General features: G+C 41.2%; 13 protein-coding genes and 1 pseudogene. 4 read left to right on the top strand and 10 right to left on the bottom strand.

From position 1 onward, the window contains the following. Window positions 1-71 precede the first annotated feature (71 nt). The 4 genes from ACGF63_RS10035 (at window position 72) to fur (ending at window position 2,985) form a co-directional block, all read left to right on the top strand. Entirely contained in the window at window positions 72-1,040 is a 969-nt protein-coding gene (locus ACGF63_RS10035; protein WP_036850535.1) for a GlxA family transcriptional regulator, read from the top strand. Window positions 1,041-1,179: 139 nt separating this feature from the next. Further along, window positions 1,180-1,467, top strand: a complete 288-nt coding sequence (ybfE, locus tag ACGF63_RS10030; protein ID WP_036851002.1) for a LexA regulated protein — start codon at window positions 1,180-1,182, stop codon at window positions 1,465-1,467. Between the two features lie 172 nt (window positions 1,468-1,639). Further along, window positions 1,640-2,170: a flavodoxin FldA gene (gene fldA, locus ACGF63_RS10025; protein ID WP_036850533.1), complete on the top strand. Its 531-nt coding sequence runs from the start codon at window positions 1,640-1,642 to the stop codon at window positions 2,168-2,170. 368 nt (window positions 2,171-2,538) lie between these two features. Next, a complete protein-coding gene (gene fur / locus ACGF63_RS10020; RefSeq protein WP_021326440.1) occupies window positions 2,539-2,985 on the top strand; it encodes a ferric iron uptake transcriptional regulator in 447 nt (148 codons plus the stop codon). 82 nt (window positions 2,986-3,067) lie between these two features. Here fur and ACGF63_RS10015 read toward each other — a convergent pair. From ACGF63_RS10015 to ACGF63_RS09970, 10 genes and pseudogenes are all read right to left on the bottom strand, one after another. Then, window positions 3,068-3,324 (bottom strand): annotated as a pseudogene (locus ACGF63_RS10015) (transposase); the annotation flags it as partial. Between the two features lie 415 nt (window positions 3,325-3,739). Continuing rightward, a complete protein-coding gene (locus ACGF63_RS10010) occupies window positions 3,740-4,810 on the bottom strand; it encodes an Rpn family recombination-promoting nuclease/putative transposase (RefSeq protein ID WP_387630444.1) in 1,071 nt (356 codons plus the stop codon). Window positions 4,811-5,039: 229 nt separating this feature from the next. After that, window positions 5,040-7,715 (bottom strand): beta-N-acetylhexosaminidase, encoded by a 2,676-nt coding sequence (locus ACGF63_RS10005; protein WP_387630441.1) that lies wholly within the window; start codon window positions 7,713-7,715, stop codon window positions 5,040-5,042. A gap of 878 nt (window positions 7,716-8,593) precedes the next feature. After that, window positions 8,594-9,340 (bottom strand): SDR family oxidoreductase, encoded by a 747-nt coding sequence (locus ACGF63_RS10000; RefSeq protein WP_152963600.1) that lies wholly within the window; start codon window positions 9,338-9,340, stop codon window positions 8,594-8,596. Window positions 9,341-9,394: 54 nt separating this feature from the next. Next, a complete protein-coding gene (locus ACGF63_RS09995) occupies window positions 9,395-9,844 on the bottom strand; it encodes a cupin domain-containing protein (RefSeq protein WP_036850528.1) in 450 nt (149 codons plus the stop codon). A 76-nt stretch (window positions 9,845-9,920) separates the two neighbouring features. Then, the gene (locus ACGF63_RS09990; RefSeq protein ID WP_152963601.1) at window positions 9,921-11,645 is read right to left on the bottom strand and encodes an FAD-dependent monooxygenase; all 1,725 of its coding nucleotides are present in this window, start codon (window positions 11,643-11,645) and stop codon (window positions 9,921-9,923) included. A 57-nt stretch (window positions 11,646-11,702) separates the two neighbouring features. Next, a complete protein-coding gene (locus tag ACGF63_RS09985) occupies window positions 11,703-13,370 on the bottom strand; it encodes an FAD-dependent oxidoreductase (protein WP_152963602.1) in 1,668 nt (555 codons plus the stop codon). 40 nt (window positions 13,371-13,410) lie between these two features. Continuing rightward, window positions 13,411-14,106, bottom strand: coding sequence for a methyltransferase (locus ACGF63_RS09980; RefSeq protein ID WP_387630437.1), 696 nt, complete (start codon window positions 14,104-14,106; stop codon window positions 13,411-13,413). 27 nt (window positions 14,107-14,133) lie between these two features. Beyond that, the gene (locus tag ACGF63_RS09975; RefSeq protein WP_152964139.1) at window positions 14,134-15,840 is read right to left on the bottom strand and encodes a class I adenylate-forming enzyme family protein; all 1,707 of its coding nucleotides are present in this window, start codon (window positions 15,838-15,840) and stop codon (window positions 14,134-14,136) included. Continuing rightward, window positions 15,815-16,573: a TenA family transcriptional regulator gene (locus ACGF63_RS09970; protein WP_051477505.1), complete on the bottom strand. Its 759-nt coding sequence runs from the start codon at window positions 16,571-16,573 to the stop codon at window positions 15,815-15,817. The genes ACGF63_RS09975 and ACGF63_RS09970 overlap by 26 nt, the downstream gene beginning before the upstream one ends. Window positions 16,574-16,578 lie beyond the last annotated feature (5 nt).

Genomic DNA, 16,578 nt, shown 5'->3' with positions numbered 1-16,578 from the left:
TATTGTAAGTTATTAATATGTTAGATAATAAAATATCTTTATACATCTTAATTTTTAAGTTGGAGAATTTTATGGACAGGAATCCAGTTTCTTTAAGCGCTTTAGCATTTTCAGGAGGACCTCTGACTTCTATTACCGGCCCAATAGAAATTTTAACCATTGCCGCTCATTTAGCCGGAGCGCCGGAGCCAGAAATCAATATTGTCACACAGGATAATCAGGATGCGATCGGACTGGGCGGTGTTCGGCTAAAACCCAATAAACTCATAGGAGAAATTAAACAAACGGATATTGTCCTGGTGGGCTCAGTTGGAGTCCCTTATTACGATTTCGATCTTTGTACCCAAGAAACCTTAGATTGGCTCCAGATGATGGGAGAAAGAAATATTCCTATCATCGCCATTTGTTCAGGTTCTTTTGTACTGGCTAAAGCTAATTTACTCAATAACCGCAAAGCCACCACACACTGGCTATTTACCAAATTATTCAAGGACATGTTTCCACAAGTACAGTTACATTCAGAAATAAAAGTCACCAGCGATAACAATATTTTTTGTACTTCCGGCACCTATGAATACCATGATGTGATGATGCATATTATTGAACAGATATATGGTCAAAATACCCGAGAAACTTGTAGCCAACTTATATTTGGTGACATAGAAGGCGTCCCCCCACATACTCTGGCAAGTTTTGTACCATACCGCCAACACTCAGATACATTAATCCACAAACTACAGGATTGGATGCATTCAGCCCCATCAGATATATTATCGGTCGGCGATCTGGCAAATAAAATTCATTTGTGTGAAAGGCAGATGAAGCGACGCTTTAAAACAGCGACCGGCCAGACACCCATTCAATATATCCAGCAAATCCGGTTATCCCTGGCAAAATACTGCTTAGAAAAATCGAATAAGACCATAGAAGAAATCAGCCATGAAGTTGGCTATGAAGATACCCGCTATTTCAGAGAGTTATTTAAGAAATCAAATGGGTTAACACCAATCGAGTACCGCAGAAAATACCAGTACCGCTAAAGTCGGAACGCAATGGACATCCTTTACGAATAAACAGTGACACGGCTTTTTATCTTTGTCAGACAGTAGCGATACACGGGAAGCTGGGGTATCATGGCGTGCTATATTTTATGGTATACGCCCTTTAGTAGTTGAATTTATGGCAAAAGAACAAATGGATCGCACCACTCTGGATTTGTTCGCAAATGAACGCAGACCGGGGCGCCCAAAAACCAACCCACTTTCCAGGGATGAACAGCTCAGAGTCAATAAACGTAACCAGCTTCGCCGTGATAAGGTGCGTGGTCTGCGTCGTGTGGAATTGAAAATAAATGCTGACGCAGTCGATGCGCTGAACTTTCTTGCACAACAACGCAATATCAGCCGCAGTGAACTCATTGAGCAAATTTTGCTGGCCCAGTTAGCAGAAAGCGACATCACTGATTGATAGCATTGAAAGTACCAAATCACACAAATTTGACAGAATTGTCCTTGCTGTTTGGTCAGAATAGGATTTTGTTTTTTTATTAATACAATCAGAATTTTTCTGCTGATTTTGACATTTTATACGTATATCTCAAACAGAAATATACAAATAAAACAAGAGGTTATATCATTTTATGGCAATTATAGGTATATTCTTTGGCAGCGATACCGGCAACACAGAAAATATTGCCAAAAAAATCCAGAAAATTCTGGGTTCCGACATTGCAGAAGTCCATGATATTGCCAAGAGCAGTAAAGAAGATATCGAACAGTTCGATATTCTGCTGCTCGGCATCCCTACCTGGTACTACGGAGAAGCTCAGTGTGACTGGGATGATTTCTTTCCTACTTTGGAAGAGATCGATTTTGACGGGAAGCTGGTTGCCCTTTTCGGTTGCGGCGATCAGGAAGATTACGCGGAATATTTCTGTGATGCGATGGGCACTATCCGTGACATTATTGAACCTCATGGAGCAATTATTGTTGGTCACTGGCCAACAGCAGGTTATCACTTTGAAGAATCGAAAGGTCTGGCTGATGATGACCATTTCATCGGGCTGGCTATTGATGAAGATCGCCAACCAGAATTAACCGAAGAACGGGTTAATTCCTGGACTAAACAGATCTACGAAGAGATGAGTCTATCGGAAATTATTGCCGGATAGGAATTTACCTCAATAGACGTATATTGGTGCAGGCCATTTCTTATCAATAGTGAATACGCGGTAGGTGAGTAGCCATTTGCTTTGCTCACCCTGTGGGATCGCGTTCAAAAGCTATCGCTTTTGTCAACACACTGCTCATATCCGCTCTTTTATTATGAAGAATGGCAAAAAAATAACCTAGACCTTATAAATAGTAAGGTTATTCCTGCGTTTTACAAATGATTATTCTGGCAAAATGTGTAATGATAGTTAAGGTTAACGTGGTTTTCATTTTCACTAGCCATGCCTATAATCATAATCTGATAACTAACTGGTACTTTTTGAAGTATCGCTAAGTTCACTTTACTGAGTTACAGGACTGAATCCGCATGACCGACAACAATAAGGCATTAAAAGATGCTGGACTTAAAGTTACACTTCCTCGATTAAAAATACTGGAAGTGTTACAGGATCCTGAATACCACCACGTCAGTGCGGAAGATCTCTACAAGAAACTGATTGATAACGGTGAAGAGATTGGCCTCGCTACTGTCTACCGCGTGTTGAATCAGTTTGATGACGCCGGCATTGTCACCCGTCATAATTTTGAAGGTGGCAAATCGGTTTTTGAACTCACTCAACAGCACCACCACGACCATTTAATCTGTCTGGACTGCGGTAAAGTCATTGAATTCAGTGACAAACAGATCGAAAAACGCCAGAAGAATATCGCTGAACGTTATGGGATTAAACTCTCAAACCACAGTCTTTATTTATATGGTCATTGCTCCGCAGGTAATTGCCGCGAAGACAGTAGTGCACATGACGAGAAGTAATTCATTCCTGAGCCGATAATTTTTTATCTATAGAAAGGAACCCATCAGGGTTCCTTTCTCCATAACGGTGCCCGTGATGCTACTTCGCATCCGCAGAACTGTGCTCTATCGTCTCCTTTCGTCGCATGTAGATCTTTTTACCCCACGGTACTAATCAGTTTTCTCTGACCTGCTCTTTACTGGCTTCCCAGATATGGCGGGTTATCGCTTTTCCGCCTTTAGCGTAAGTGCAGGCACTACGTTGCGGATATATTGGCAGGTAGCCGCCGGGGCTTGATAATACCGGTATCCCTGACGGTCGGTTGGGGTATAAATCAGTTTTTCACCCTGCGAGCATACATTGCCTGCTCGACAATGTGGTCAAAAATCTGCTGAAAGACATCGGTATGATTAAAACGGCGGCTCCTGATTAACATGGCGGCAAACTCCGCTTGGTAAACGGAACTTAATTAACCTCAGTTCCACTTAAGAACAGAGATTTCAGAAGCACGTAGATCCAGACTCAATCTTATCTCTTGGAATGTAAATGTGCCGCTTCTATGCGTTTCGTGCATTGACTCACGCATTTTTATGCCGATAACGTATCAACAGTAAGTTCGTCGGACATGTGTTCAAGCTCACTCTGGCTCAGTCCGGTAATTTTCATCACCGTTTCACGGTCGATACTCATACTTCGGTGACTGTTCTGACAGTCACCGTAAGATCCTCTTTTAACATGAATCGTTGAATGCTGATGAAGAACTCTCAGTACGAGTTAGTGGCGTATTTGCTCAAGTTCGTTCCGGCTCAACCCGGTAGTTTTCATTATCGTTTCACGGTCGATACCCATGTCGATCATCGCACACGCAATTTTCAGAATCCCCCGTTTTTCGCCTTTATGCAATCCTTCCTGGAGTCCTTCCTGACGTCCTTCCTGACGTCCTTCCTGACGTCCTTCCTGACGTCCTTCCTGACGCCCTTCCTGACGCCCTTCCTGACGCCCTTCCTGACGCCCTTCCTGACGCCCTTCCTGACGTCCTTCCTGACGCCCTTCCTGACGCCCTTCAATAAATCCTTTCTGGTGCCCTTTCTGCTCCAGTTTCTGCGCTATTGTCATCAGTACCTCCTCATACCTCGGGGACTGTTCTGCCAGCCGCCGGATAAAACCCTCTGGATCGGCGGTATCTCCCGCCTGTAATAAGTAGTTTAGCACGCTTTTTAGCTGATCATCCGTATAGTAATCATACGTCAACAGTATGACCAACTCTTGCAGTAACTCCGCCATATCTCGCTGCCGGATATGCTTTTGCACCATTTCCAGTAGCGCAACCCGTTTGTGCGTCAGGATATTATCATCAGGAATTACCGTCACATCTACCAGCGGGAATGCACCGGAATAGATTTCCTTCGCCAGGGCTGGATCATCGAAGCAGTCGAGCCAATTGGTACTCCACGGATACGGCTGTATTTTCCCGTGATAGAACAACACCGGAATGACCAGCGGCAATTTTTCATGTCCCTGTTCCAGATGCCGCTGCATTGCGGAAATACCGTATCGCATCAGCCGGAATGCCATCATCTTGTCCGGGGAACTTTGGTGTTCGATCACGCAATATACGTATCCGTCACCCTGCGCTGTTTTTAGCGAATACAGGATATCAGAATAATGCGCGCGCAGATTATCCTCAATAAACGACCCTGATTCCAACCGCAATGTATCCAGATCACAAACTGCCCGTAATGTCGCAGGCAAATGAATCTCCAAAAAGTCTCTGGCGGTATCAATATGACTTAAAAACTGTTTAAAAATAGCGTCATGTGGCGTTGGTGTTTTTTTTCTCTTCATCAGTGAATGGTAGCATACTTTCTTTTATATTGAATGAATATTAAGCAAAAAACCGAGCTGCTGAAATGTCTTGAATTTTCTTTGACAAAAATTTTGATCGTATCTCAGATACTTTAATTTCCTTAATTAAGCGAAGTTCAGGTTAATTAAAACAAAGTGCCGGATAAAAAACCAGCACTTTGTCAGTAATCTGGGAACCCATCAGGGTTCCTTTCTTAATAAGACAAAATCATGCCTTTACATTATCGATCCGGCTGTAACGTTGACCATCCGGGCTAACAGAGCGGATAAACACATTTCCTTTTACCTTCGGACGCTTGTGATTGTCATAAATCTTCCAGCTATTACCGCCATCAGTTGAGTACTGAATAATCAGCCCCGGCAAAGCAATATTAGCCTTCAGAACACCGCGTTTTACCTTAGCTCCAGGTACCGGTAAACGGTAAGCAATCCCTGCCCTATCCAGTTTGACAAGTTCACGTTGCCCTATCAGGTTAGCGAACCGTGTCCAATCACGATGAAGTGCATCAATATCAACGTTATGCATTTCCCCTCCTTTATACTCCTGGCCTGGAACATAATCCTGTTCCCAACCCGCCCGGTGCCATGCCCGTTCTGCCAGCGGTAATAAGCGAGGATAAATCATATATTCCATCTGCTCATCAGTACGGACGGTTTCACTCCATGCTTGCCCTGACAGCCCATAAGCGCCCGGCCACGGTTTATCACTTTTCGCACGGAATGCATTGCCATCACGGTCAACGGATGTTTCAGCGTTTTGCGGCATATTATTTGGTGCAAAACTAAAGATCTTGGCTTCGTCATTAAAACGAGTTGCCCAATAATATCCACGTTCCTGAGGATGAACTTCATATGGCATATCCAAATAAACATAATCCGGATTGGATATAACCACTTCATAGCCCTTGTTCGCCCAATCATTGACTGAATCAAAGCCACCCCAGTAGAGAGTATCCCAGAAATTCACACCAACGCGTTTGGTCGCAAAATCTTTAGCGCTGTCAGCATGTTTCAGTCCATCCTGCCACGCCTGCATCTTCTCAATACCATTAGCATTCACAATTTTGCTCACTTCAATTGCGAAGTAACTGGCAAGATGCTCAATATCTTTCACCACGCCCTGCTCTACCAACTTCTGGCAAGCCTGAGACTTAGCCCACGGCTTATCTTCTATACTTTTATCAATAATGCCTTTACCCGGTACTATAGGGCCATTCTTATCCTGGAACCCTTCTCCCAAACGAATATTCTTCGCTTCATCACCACCAAAATGCCAGGTCTCCAATGGCAAGCCAGCCTCTTTATGCATAGCGGCAATTTCACCAATGACTTTCTCAACAAATCGTTTTGAAGAATCCATACACGGGTTCAAATAACTGCGACGATCATAGAACTGAACAGAGGTTGCTCTGGTGGTATCAGTTGGATCCAACAAGCGATATAAATTCGCGCCTTTCACATTACCCTGCCCCATCAACTTCTTATAACGAGCTTCCATAGAAACCACTGCGGCACGAGCATGAGCCGGCATATCAATTTCAGGAATAACGTCAATATAGCGGGCTTTGGCATATTTCAGAATGTCGATGTAGTCCTGACGGCTGAAGAATCCACTGCCCATATTGTTGTTATCAGGGCCAGATCCCAATTGCGGCAACAAACATTTGGTTTCACTCAAATCATGGCAACGCTGGCTACCAACCTCCGTTAGTTCGGGTAATCCAGGAATTTCCAAACGCCAACCTTCATCATCGCTCAGGTGGAAATGGAATTTATTCAGCTTGTAACTTGCCATTTGGTCAAGCAAGCGCAGGACTGCCTGTTTACTGTGGAAATTACGCCCTACATCCAAGATAGTTCCACGATACTCAAAACGTGGAGCATCTTTTACCGCCAGAGTCGCAATCTTTCCGCTGCCATCGACAGGAATCAATGACAGTAGAGACTGAAGACCGTAAAACACACCAGATTGGTCAAAAGCAACAATTTGAGCACCATTCTGAGTAACATTCAGGCGGTAAGCCCCTTTAACCTGCCACTCACCAATAAAATCTGAAGAGACAATCTGAGTCGCAACCAGATAGCCACTATTCTCTAATTTAATGCCTTGATCGGTAAAACGTTTTCTGACAAGAATAACCGCCTCGTCATTCAAACCGCCAAATTCCAGTCTTACACCCCCAGATAAATCAGCATCCCCTGAATAAATCTGAACTTCTTTTGGTGTCGGGATTATTTGCCCACGTAATTTTTCTGATTTGACTTTTTTAACCTGCAAATTCTTTGCATAACGATTTTCAGGCGTCATCAGAATGTTGTTATCCGCTGTTGTACGTTTCCATTGATCACCGGTGAAAGCAGATAAAAATTGGGTCAGATCTTCTGTATCCGTATTCACAAGGACTTTAGGTTTCGCATCGCCTGACGTTGCATACCAGCGCGGCAAAAAGTCAGTGCTGTAAATCTGCCAGTACTCTCCGGTAATAGGCAGTTTTATCTGCTGATTCGCTTTAATACCGATGAATTTCTCAGTTGGTTCCAGTTTATGTAAATCACCCGTGATACGCGTGATTTTGAACTGCTCATTATCGACACTCAGAACCTGGCGGATACTGTGGAAATAAATCGCCCAGTCAGATGAATCAATGGCCTGATTACCATTGGTTAAAGTAATATCGACCCGATTACAAGTAGCCCAATCCGCCCCCAATACCGCACAATTAACACCATGATCTCCGGCCTGATTATCAACAACCTTATAATTAACTTTCAATTGACTCAGTGAATCAACCAATTGCTGCGCTGTATTATTGGCAAAGGCAGAACCCATCAGACCAACAGTTGCCGTTAGCGCCGCCAGTGTGCGCAATTTAAATTTCTTCATTGTCGCCTCTTTCAAACACAAATGTTATGTAAGGTAAGCCACTGCCCAGAAATATAAAAACAGCGGCAACGAGCCATTAGAAGACAATAAATGGCATGATGATGTTGAATTTAATCTCTTTCTCATCCTGGAAAAATTCCAGGCAGATCCTTAAAAACGTACACTCTGGTCATAGATTGGATTAGTGCTGATTTTTGTACTATGTGTAATCATAAAATTAATTACTTTTTAATTAAAATAAATCACGACCAAAAATGTAAATCTATCCGTAAAATAAAAATTTCAATTGAAAAAGAAAATTAAAATCACCTAATCAACATATATACAGACTATTTTTCACCTCACAAATTATCAATGGTAAAAAAGGGATTTTTTACAAAACATGACAAAGGACACATTACAAGAAAAATACAGTAATAGTTATACAGTACATTGATATTAAAATAAAAAATAATAAAACCATAAAAACTTAACAATATAAGATACGCATTAAAAAATAGATTTATTAATATAAATGTTTTTCAACTAAAATAGATGCAAAATTATTTATCAATGATAGTATTTGCAAGACTATCCTGATAATCATAATTATTGCCGGCTATTCTTGTGAATGAACGGTGAGCCCAAGCAGCACGCAAAACCTGAGCGTACACGTAGTATGTGAGGAACCTATATAGGAAAAGTATTATAAAATATAACAAATTAAGCCAATAACTATGTGATCGGGGTGAGCGAGTGCAGCCAACAAAGAGGCAACTTGAAAGATAACGGGTATAGTTCATAAACAAAATCACCGGGATATTGCCAATAGGCTTTCTACCCCGGTTGGATAATTATCTGTTTTTAAATACAATCGACAAAACCCATATCACATTTATCTAAACATTAATCATACCGCCATCAACAGTAATATCAGTTCCCAACAAAAATCTCGATTCATCTGAAGCAAGGAAAACAGCCGCATCGGCAACATCGGCCGGGGTTCCCAGATGCCCAACCGGGATCATGGTTCTGGCCTCCTGATAGACACGTTGAGTATTGTCTAAACCTAGTTTGTCAAATGCCGGTGTCATTATTGGACCTGGACTAATACTATTAACCCGAATCTGACGATCTAAAAATTCCGCCGCCAAAGCACGCCCCAAAGCCAATAAAGCGCCTTTACTCGCAGAATAAACCGCACTTGTACCACTTTTACCAATATGACCGCTGACCGAACCGCATAAAATGACGGAAGATGGATTGGCAAGAAGAGGAAGCATAGATTGCAAGAGGAAAAATGGCCCCTTCAAATTAATAGAGATAAGACGGTCAAAACTTTCCTCACTTTCTTCTTCTAATTTATGACTCGTCACAATTCCAGCATTAAGAAAAAGAGCGTCAATTCGTGGCCAACGCGCTTTAATTGTATCCCTTAAGATGGTTTGTGCTGCAAAAGATCCTGCGTCACTGGGTATAACCCAAACATCCTTGCCAAAGAATCTCTGCGCAAAATTTAATGTCTCCGGGTTGTTTCCAGTAATTGCAACATGAGCCCCTTCAGCATGAAATTTTTTTGCCGTTTCAAAACCAATACCGGTAGTTCCTCCGGTAATTAATGTATATTTCCCCGATAATCTAAACATAATAGTGCCATTCCTCTTAAAAAATAGCCTTAATTGATGTATATCCTGCTAAATTCAAAGTTCCTCACGAACTGCCAGCCCCAGGTTTTGCAACATCGGTGCATTCTCACATGCAATATAGAATGCTTCATCAGTGGTACTGCTATTTGTATGTTGATGCCATGCCCATACAGGCACATATATTGCATCACCTGCTTTCCATGAAACATGTTGTTCACCAATGAGTGAATACCCCTCACCATTGACGATATATATTATGGTTTCATAACTATGCCTGTGTTTACGCGTGGATTGCCCAGGTTGTAATCCCCCCAGAGTCATACTGAGAACTTTACTGGGTAAATTAACCATAGCGACCTTATGGCACCTTTCATTTGAGAAATTCACATCTTGACTTATTTCAGAATTCAATACGTTTTCATGAATTAATTGAGTCGGCTTATCTTCAATTAACTCTCCTGGAACTCTACCGAAATCGCCAGATGAAAAGAAAGTTTTTTTCATTATAATCACCTCTAATATCACGCCTTATTTTATAATTTGCATTCTTTAACTGTTTTAAAATGGCATTCAAGATATTTTATCTTAAAAGTATTTTAATCATCGTTTCTGCCAAAAGTTTTTCATGTTCTTTATTATCCTGACAATACCATGCTATATGCCCATCCGGTCTGACAAGAATACAAGAGGTTTCATCGAAATGACAGCGACCATAAAAGTCACCATAAATATCGTCAACATCCTCACCAGGACCAATAATATAAGCATTGATTTTACAAACATGTTCTTCGTTATACTTTTCTACTGCGGTGATCCATTTTTTTCCACTTATCCCGGTAAATAATGAATATTGTCCATGACCAACCAAATTAATTGAAGATATAATTTTTCCTTTTTGGCTTAACCAAACATGTGGAATTCGAGCACCAGGTATAAATGTCGAGTGATACATGAAATGCAGATCGTCACTTTTTTTCCCTTCGTCAGCAATATCTCCTCGCAAAATAGCTACCGATTCATAAAATTGGTTTAATTCAACTCCATGACCATTAAGCTCATAATTCTTTAATCTGAGTGCCTTATAAAATCGATCTCTTCTCGCTATACCAATATCATCATCAAAGGAAAGAAATTCTGCGGTAGATATTGCCGGCTTATCCAGACCTAATGAAAGACTCAGTTCTTGACTTTCACTTATGCTCTTTATTGCCCTGGCAACGACGGCTTTACCTATCGGAACTCGCTCTTGACTATAAGTTTCTAACAAAGCAGGCCCTGCATATTGTTTAAGAACATAGGCAAGTTTCCAACATAAATTATAAGAATCTTGAATAGATGTATTTGATCCCAGACCATTATTGGGCGGATGACGATGAACCGCATCGCCAACACAAAATATTCGCTGATTAGAATACGCTTCAGCATACATATTATTTACTGTCCAGGTCGATATTGATTTAATATTGATATCCACATCATAATTACCGATGAGCTTCTTAAGAATATTGACCGCATCGTTCTCTGTAATAACCGGTGGAGGTTGAGCTATATCGTAATTCCACACCCCCAACCACTCTTTCCACGGGCGTACCATTCTTAATGCCCCAACACCAATTCCGCCAGAAATAGCCTCGTTATTAAAAATGAGAAATAATGCGCCAGGCCGATGAGAAACTAAAGCAGATAAATCAGCGTCAAAGAAAATATTGATACAACCCGCAAGATCTAACTCTCCTCTCATAGGCAATTTTGCGTCAGAACAAACTTTGCTTTTGGCACCGTCAGCCCCGATGAGATATTTAGCACGAATTTGATATTCGCGTTTTTCTAAACGATCAAAAACAGTCACTGTCACACCATGCTTATCTTGTATCGCTTTTATGTATTCTGACGAAAATTTTACGTGTGCTCCGTTTTTAACCGCACGACCAATCAATATTGGCTCAAGATAAGTTTGTGGTATATCACAGATACTAAACGGGCTAGCTATTGTATAATCACTTAAACGTTCTGGGTGCGCTCCCCATGACTTTATTCTGGCAATTTCTTTCCCTGCCAACGTATCGCAAAATATACTATTACCCATCACATCATTTAATACAGAACTCGCCATTAACTCATCACCAACACCAAACTCCGATAATATTTCTATTGTTCGCTGATTGGTTATATGCGCGCGAGGTGTATTCGCCAGCCATCGATGTTTCGTGATGACCAGTGTATTAATTCCGTAGGTACTCAGAAACAGGGCCGCTGCTGAGCCAGAAGGGCCGCTACCTACGATAAGAACATCCGTCTCAATCATAATATTGTGTTCCGTCTTTAATTAGCATTAGTTACCCTATTTCTGGGAAATCTTCGCTTACTGACCCATAATTCTATCCAGTATCGAACCTGCGTTGTCAGGCACCTTATCGCCTTTCCAGGCAATATATTGATCAGGTCGTACTAAAAGGAGCCTTGCCTGATATAATTGCCAGGCGTCGTAACCAGGAAGATCAATAACCTTTATCGGAATTTTACGTTGATATGCCTGATCTAATAGTTCGGATACATCTGGAAGATGCTCTCCTACTCGAAGCAAACTAAATCCAGTGCCTAAAATATCAAACAGGGATATTCTTGCTCCTGGAACAGGCGTTATCCACAAGTGCGGCAATCGTCCTCCCGGCACATTACTCGGTTGATAATTCAGAAAGTCATCATCCGGTATTGGAGCACTGTTAATGATATGAGAAGAATTGTCGTATCGGGCACCCAATTCAACACCGATCGAACTAAATTGACTGCGAAATACCTTAAGCTCGTCACCTAATTTTTGGCGAGCCAAATCACCAGCAGAGTCTGCATCTTCCAGATTTTCAGGTATAGATAACGCAGATACTCGTTGAGTCAAAAAACGGGCGGCAGATGTATTTCTAACTGCAACTGGACGACGCTCGCTTTCATAAGAATCCATTAACTTATCGCCAGCCCAGCCATTTATAGATGCGGCAATTTTCCAGGCTAAATTACTCGTATCGTCGATTCCTGTATTCATTCCGAAACCACCGGTAGGAGCAAATAAATGCGCTGAGTCACCTGCCAAATATATCCGACCGTCAGAAAACCGTTCTGCGACAAGAGCAACTCCACCTTTCCATAGCGAGTTACCAAGGACTGATACCTCCATATCTGTACCTATCCCTGCCTGCGCTATGCGAATTAATTCTGCATCATCAATAGTCTGTCCAAGTTTACTCTGAGTCACAAATAAAAAATCATCTTTACCATCCAAACTGATAAATAACATTCTCAGCATAGGTGAGATAATATTGTACATCCAGGCCGCTTTATCTTGTAATAGTCCCCGGTAAATACCAGGAACACGGATATAACTGGAAATCATTCCGCCAGTCAGAAAACCTGTCTTCGCTTCAACCGTTCCTTCATATGCAATCCCCAGTTTGGAGCGAACAAAACTTTGTCCACCGTCACATCCGATCATATAGGTTGCATGCCAAACTTCATCAAAATGTTTTCCCTCAATATGCTCCGCATAAAGTTTTACTTCATCTTTATATTGGACAAAATCTCTAACACGCCAGCCATATCTTATTGTGATATTTGGACGACTGCTTGCATGTTGTAGCAAAAACTTTTCAACATAGGTTTGATTTACACGTAGTATCGGCTCTGGAACGGGGTCTGTCGCAGCAGCATTTTGGGTCCTGGACATTTTTTCCATTTCCGACGGCATATCGATACGTGCCAGTTCCCATGCATTAAGCTTGGTAAAATAGGCTATATCCAGAGGAAACTCTTTCGGCAATCCTAAATCCCGAATAGACTGAGATATACCCAAACGACGATAATGTTCCATAGTGCGGGCACTATGGGTATTGCCTTTAGGGTGTAACCGAGTCAATTCATCCAAATTAAAAATAACGGAACGAATACCATATAAATCCAGAAATAAAGCCAACATCAGGCCAACTGGTCCACCACCAACAATGGCAACTTGCGATACAGAAATATTTTCTGAAGTCAAAATATACTCTCCTTAATAATAACTTATAAAAATAAATATTTTAGATTAAAGATACCAGTTGGAAAATTTTGTATATCTGTGAATTTTCGCCCTTTCCTCTTTCTTCATATAAAACAAGATAGTTATAATCATATTCCATAAGTAATTCACTAAACGCCGCCTCATTTCCCTGGCTGCTAAACCCAATGAGTAGCTTTCCCTGTGGATTAATATATTTTTTTGCCTCCTTAAGGAAACGTTTATGTGTTATATACCCTGGATCATAAAGTGCGTGATAAATTTTCTCCTGAAAAGAGTAATTTTCAGGAACAAATAGAAAGTTAGAATTCCAAAAAATGACATCAAAACTTTCTCCCTCTTCTAATGTGTCAAATAAATCGCCATGTCTTACAGAAACGAAATTATTTACATTATGACGCATTACATTAAACAAGGTATTTTCCACTGCTTCCCCACTAATGTCAGAAGCAACAACCGGATAACATCCCTCCAATGCCGCTGTGACAGCGGTCACTCCTGCACCACAACCTAATTCCAAAAAAGAGGTATTTTGAGTATAGGGAATATTCTTAGTGAATATACCAGTGGACTGAAAATGAGTGGGTGGGAACACATTTTTATGAATGTTAAATAACCGTCCCATACATTCAAACTCAGAGACATCGGAAGATTCAGCAAGGATCAATTTTTGTTTTATAGCTTCGACAACAGGACCTTCATGAGAAACTTTGCTCACAATACTTCACCTTCTTTATAATAAATTCTAATTAGCCGATATGTAGTTAACGATTTTTAAAATTCCATTGGGGAGTTGTTTATTTCTTTCATATTCCTCAAGAGTTTTAGGGAGAATATCCTTTAATCTACGCTTCAAAACTTTACCTGTTGCGCCGGTGGGGATTTGATCGAAGCTATTAACAACGATAATCGCATATTCTCTAATATAGTATTTCCTTCCAATTTTTTCCAACATTAGCTGAATAACTTGTTCTACAATAATATTTACATCCGAAGTTAATTTCTCATTTAATAAAATTAATATGACTAATTTCGTTTCTCTATTCTTGGCATGAGATAAATCCAATCCAATAATTATTGCATCATAGATACTTTCGATCGTCTGTATCGCTTCTTCAAGTTGAAGTGTATACAAAGAACCACCAGGGGTATGAATAACATCAACCACCCGATCAATTTGATAAAAAACACCGTCTTTGCAATATCCGACATCTCCGGTCAGAAAATATCCATTGCGCCAGGCATCAGAGGTCTTTTGACTCTGTTTCCAGTAGCCAGAAGTGATCGTTGGTGAACATACCGCGAGTAATCCAACACTCCCTGCCGGCATTTCATCACCAGAATCCATATCAAGTATTTTGGCTGTCACTATATCCACAGGACGCCCAATAGCACGGGGAGGCGCAATATGATCAAGTGTAGAGACACTTCGCAACAAAGCCATGCCAAGCTCCGAACTGCCAAACGCATCGATATAACGTGCATCAGGAGAACTCATCAGCAAACGGCGAATGTGACTATGATGCGCGGCATCCCCCATGCTAAACCATCGCCGTATTGATGGAAATTCACCATACGATACCCCGCGTTCCAGCAAAGAAACGTAACTTTTGGGAAAAGCAACAACCGTTGTAGGAGAAAAATCCCTTATCGCTTGCCGTACAGATTCACCATCCTGGCTACTGAGTACATAAGTTGGGATGCCATGCAATACAGCCGTTTCAAGGTGGCTAATCGCAGCGGAGTGTGACTGCGGCAAAACGGTCAGCAAACGCTCATCGGGTGATTCGACAAAACGCCCAAGTCTTGCGCGTTTTCCCATAAAGAATTGACGATGTTCAAATTTTACCGCTTTAGGTATTCCTGTCGTACCAGAGGTATGGCTCAACATTAGCAATGTTGTATCCATCGGAATAGACGGCCACCAAGAAGGTAAATCGTATTTAATCCCGGTATTAAAATTTGCAACATTCAGAATTGCACATATATTTCCTGAATTCCGTAAATTCTTGATCAGTGAATTATGACTAAAAGAAAACTCATCTGTTACCAGTTTATTAAAACCATTCTCTTTGATGTAAGGGATACCAATATCCGGTGGTATCGCCGGATTAATTAAAGCGATTGTCGCACCAATACTTGTAACCGCGAGGTAATGCAAAAATGGCCCCATTCCATCTTCTATACAAACAGCGACAACATCTCCGGTTTCAATTCCATTAGCCAAGTACCAACCCGCAAGATCACGTCTAATGCTTGCCAAGGTATTTAAACTAAATTGTTGAATATTGCGTTCATCGGCAATGGTTATGGGTTTATCTGTAAAAATAAAATCCACCGCCGGGGTATTACTTAGCGCTAAACAGCGGTCAAGAAAATTACCACTGCCTAACATGTCATCATTACGCAAAATGTCTATATCACGCTCAGATAATAGTGTCGTTATATTCATTAAGATTTACCCTGGTATTACTTTGATATAGCTCATTTAGCATTGCCATGCGAAAACGCACCATCTCTTCACCAACAGCAATAACATCTGCCCTTCGGTGAGGATTTTCTTCAATCATTCGATCAATAATTTTCCTCATCACTATTGCATGATCTTCGTCCTCCTCAACATGGATTTTGAAAAAATATAATGCGTCATCAGAAGCCTTTATTGATCGCAATGCATCTAAGATGGGACCATAAACCAAAGGTACAATTGCCTCAGCACCTAAACACAACGCCGCCAGCCCTCTTAGGGAATCATCACTCCGGCAGTGGCGAAACATCGCGTCAATCAGTTGCTGAGTACTTTTAAGAATTGCGTCACTTTTAGGAACAGCATTGATAGCCGCCATCGCCTTTTTATATAACTCTGCATGAGATATCTTTGCAGCATCAGTTCCTGTTAGCTCTTCCAGCAAATTATGAGAAAGTGACACAAAATCTTTTTGATCCGCTAAACCTCCCATTAATGAACACAAATATCGGGTAAAATATTGTGAATAATAATGGTGCTGAATCATAAACTTTCTTAGTAAGCTTTGGTTGGCCTGCCCAGAACGACAAGCCACCAGAAATATATTCGAATTAAGTTCTTCCAATAACTCTTTAGAAAAAATATCTTCCCACAACGGTGATAAGAAATAACCGGTTTCTTGTTTAGGCTCGTTTTGAGTGTTGATAGCGAGTTCCATAATAA

The sequence above is a fragment of the Photorhabdus sp. RM322S genome (genome assembly GCF_042879395.1).
In the GTDB taxonomy this organism is placed as follows: domain Bacteria; phylum Pseudomonadota; class Gammaproteobacteria; order Enterobacterales; family Enterobacteriaceae; genus Photorhabdus; species Photorhabdus khanii.
Note: the sequence above shows the minus strand (reverse complement) of the source record. Positions and strands in the feature narration are given on the sequence as shown.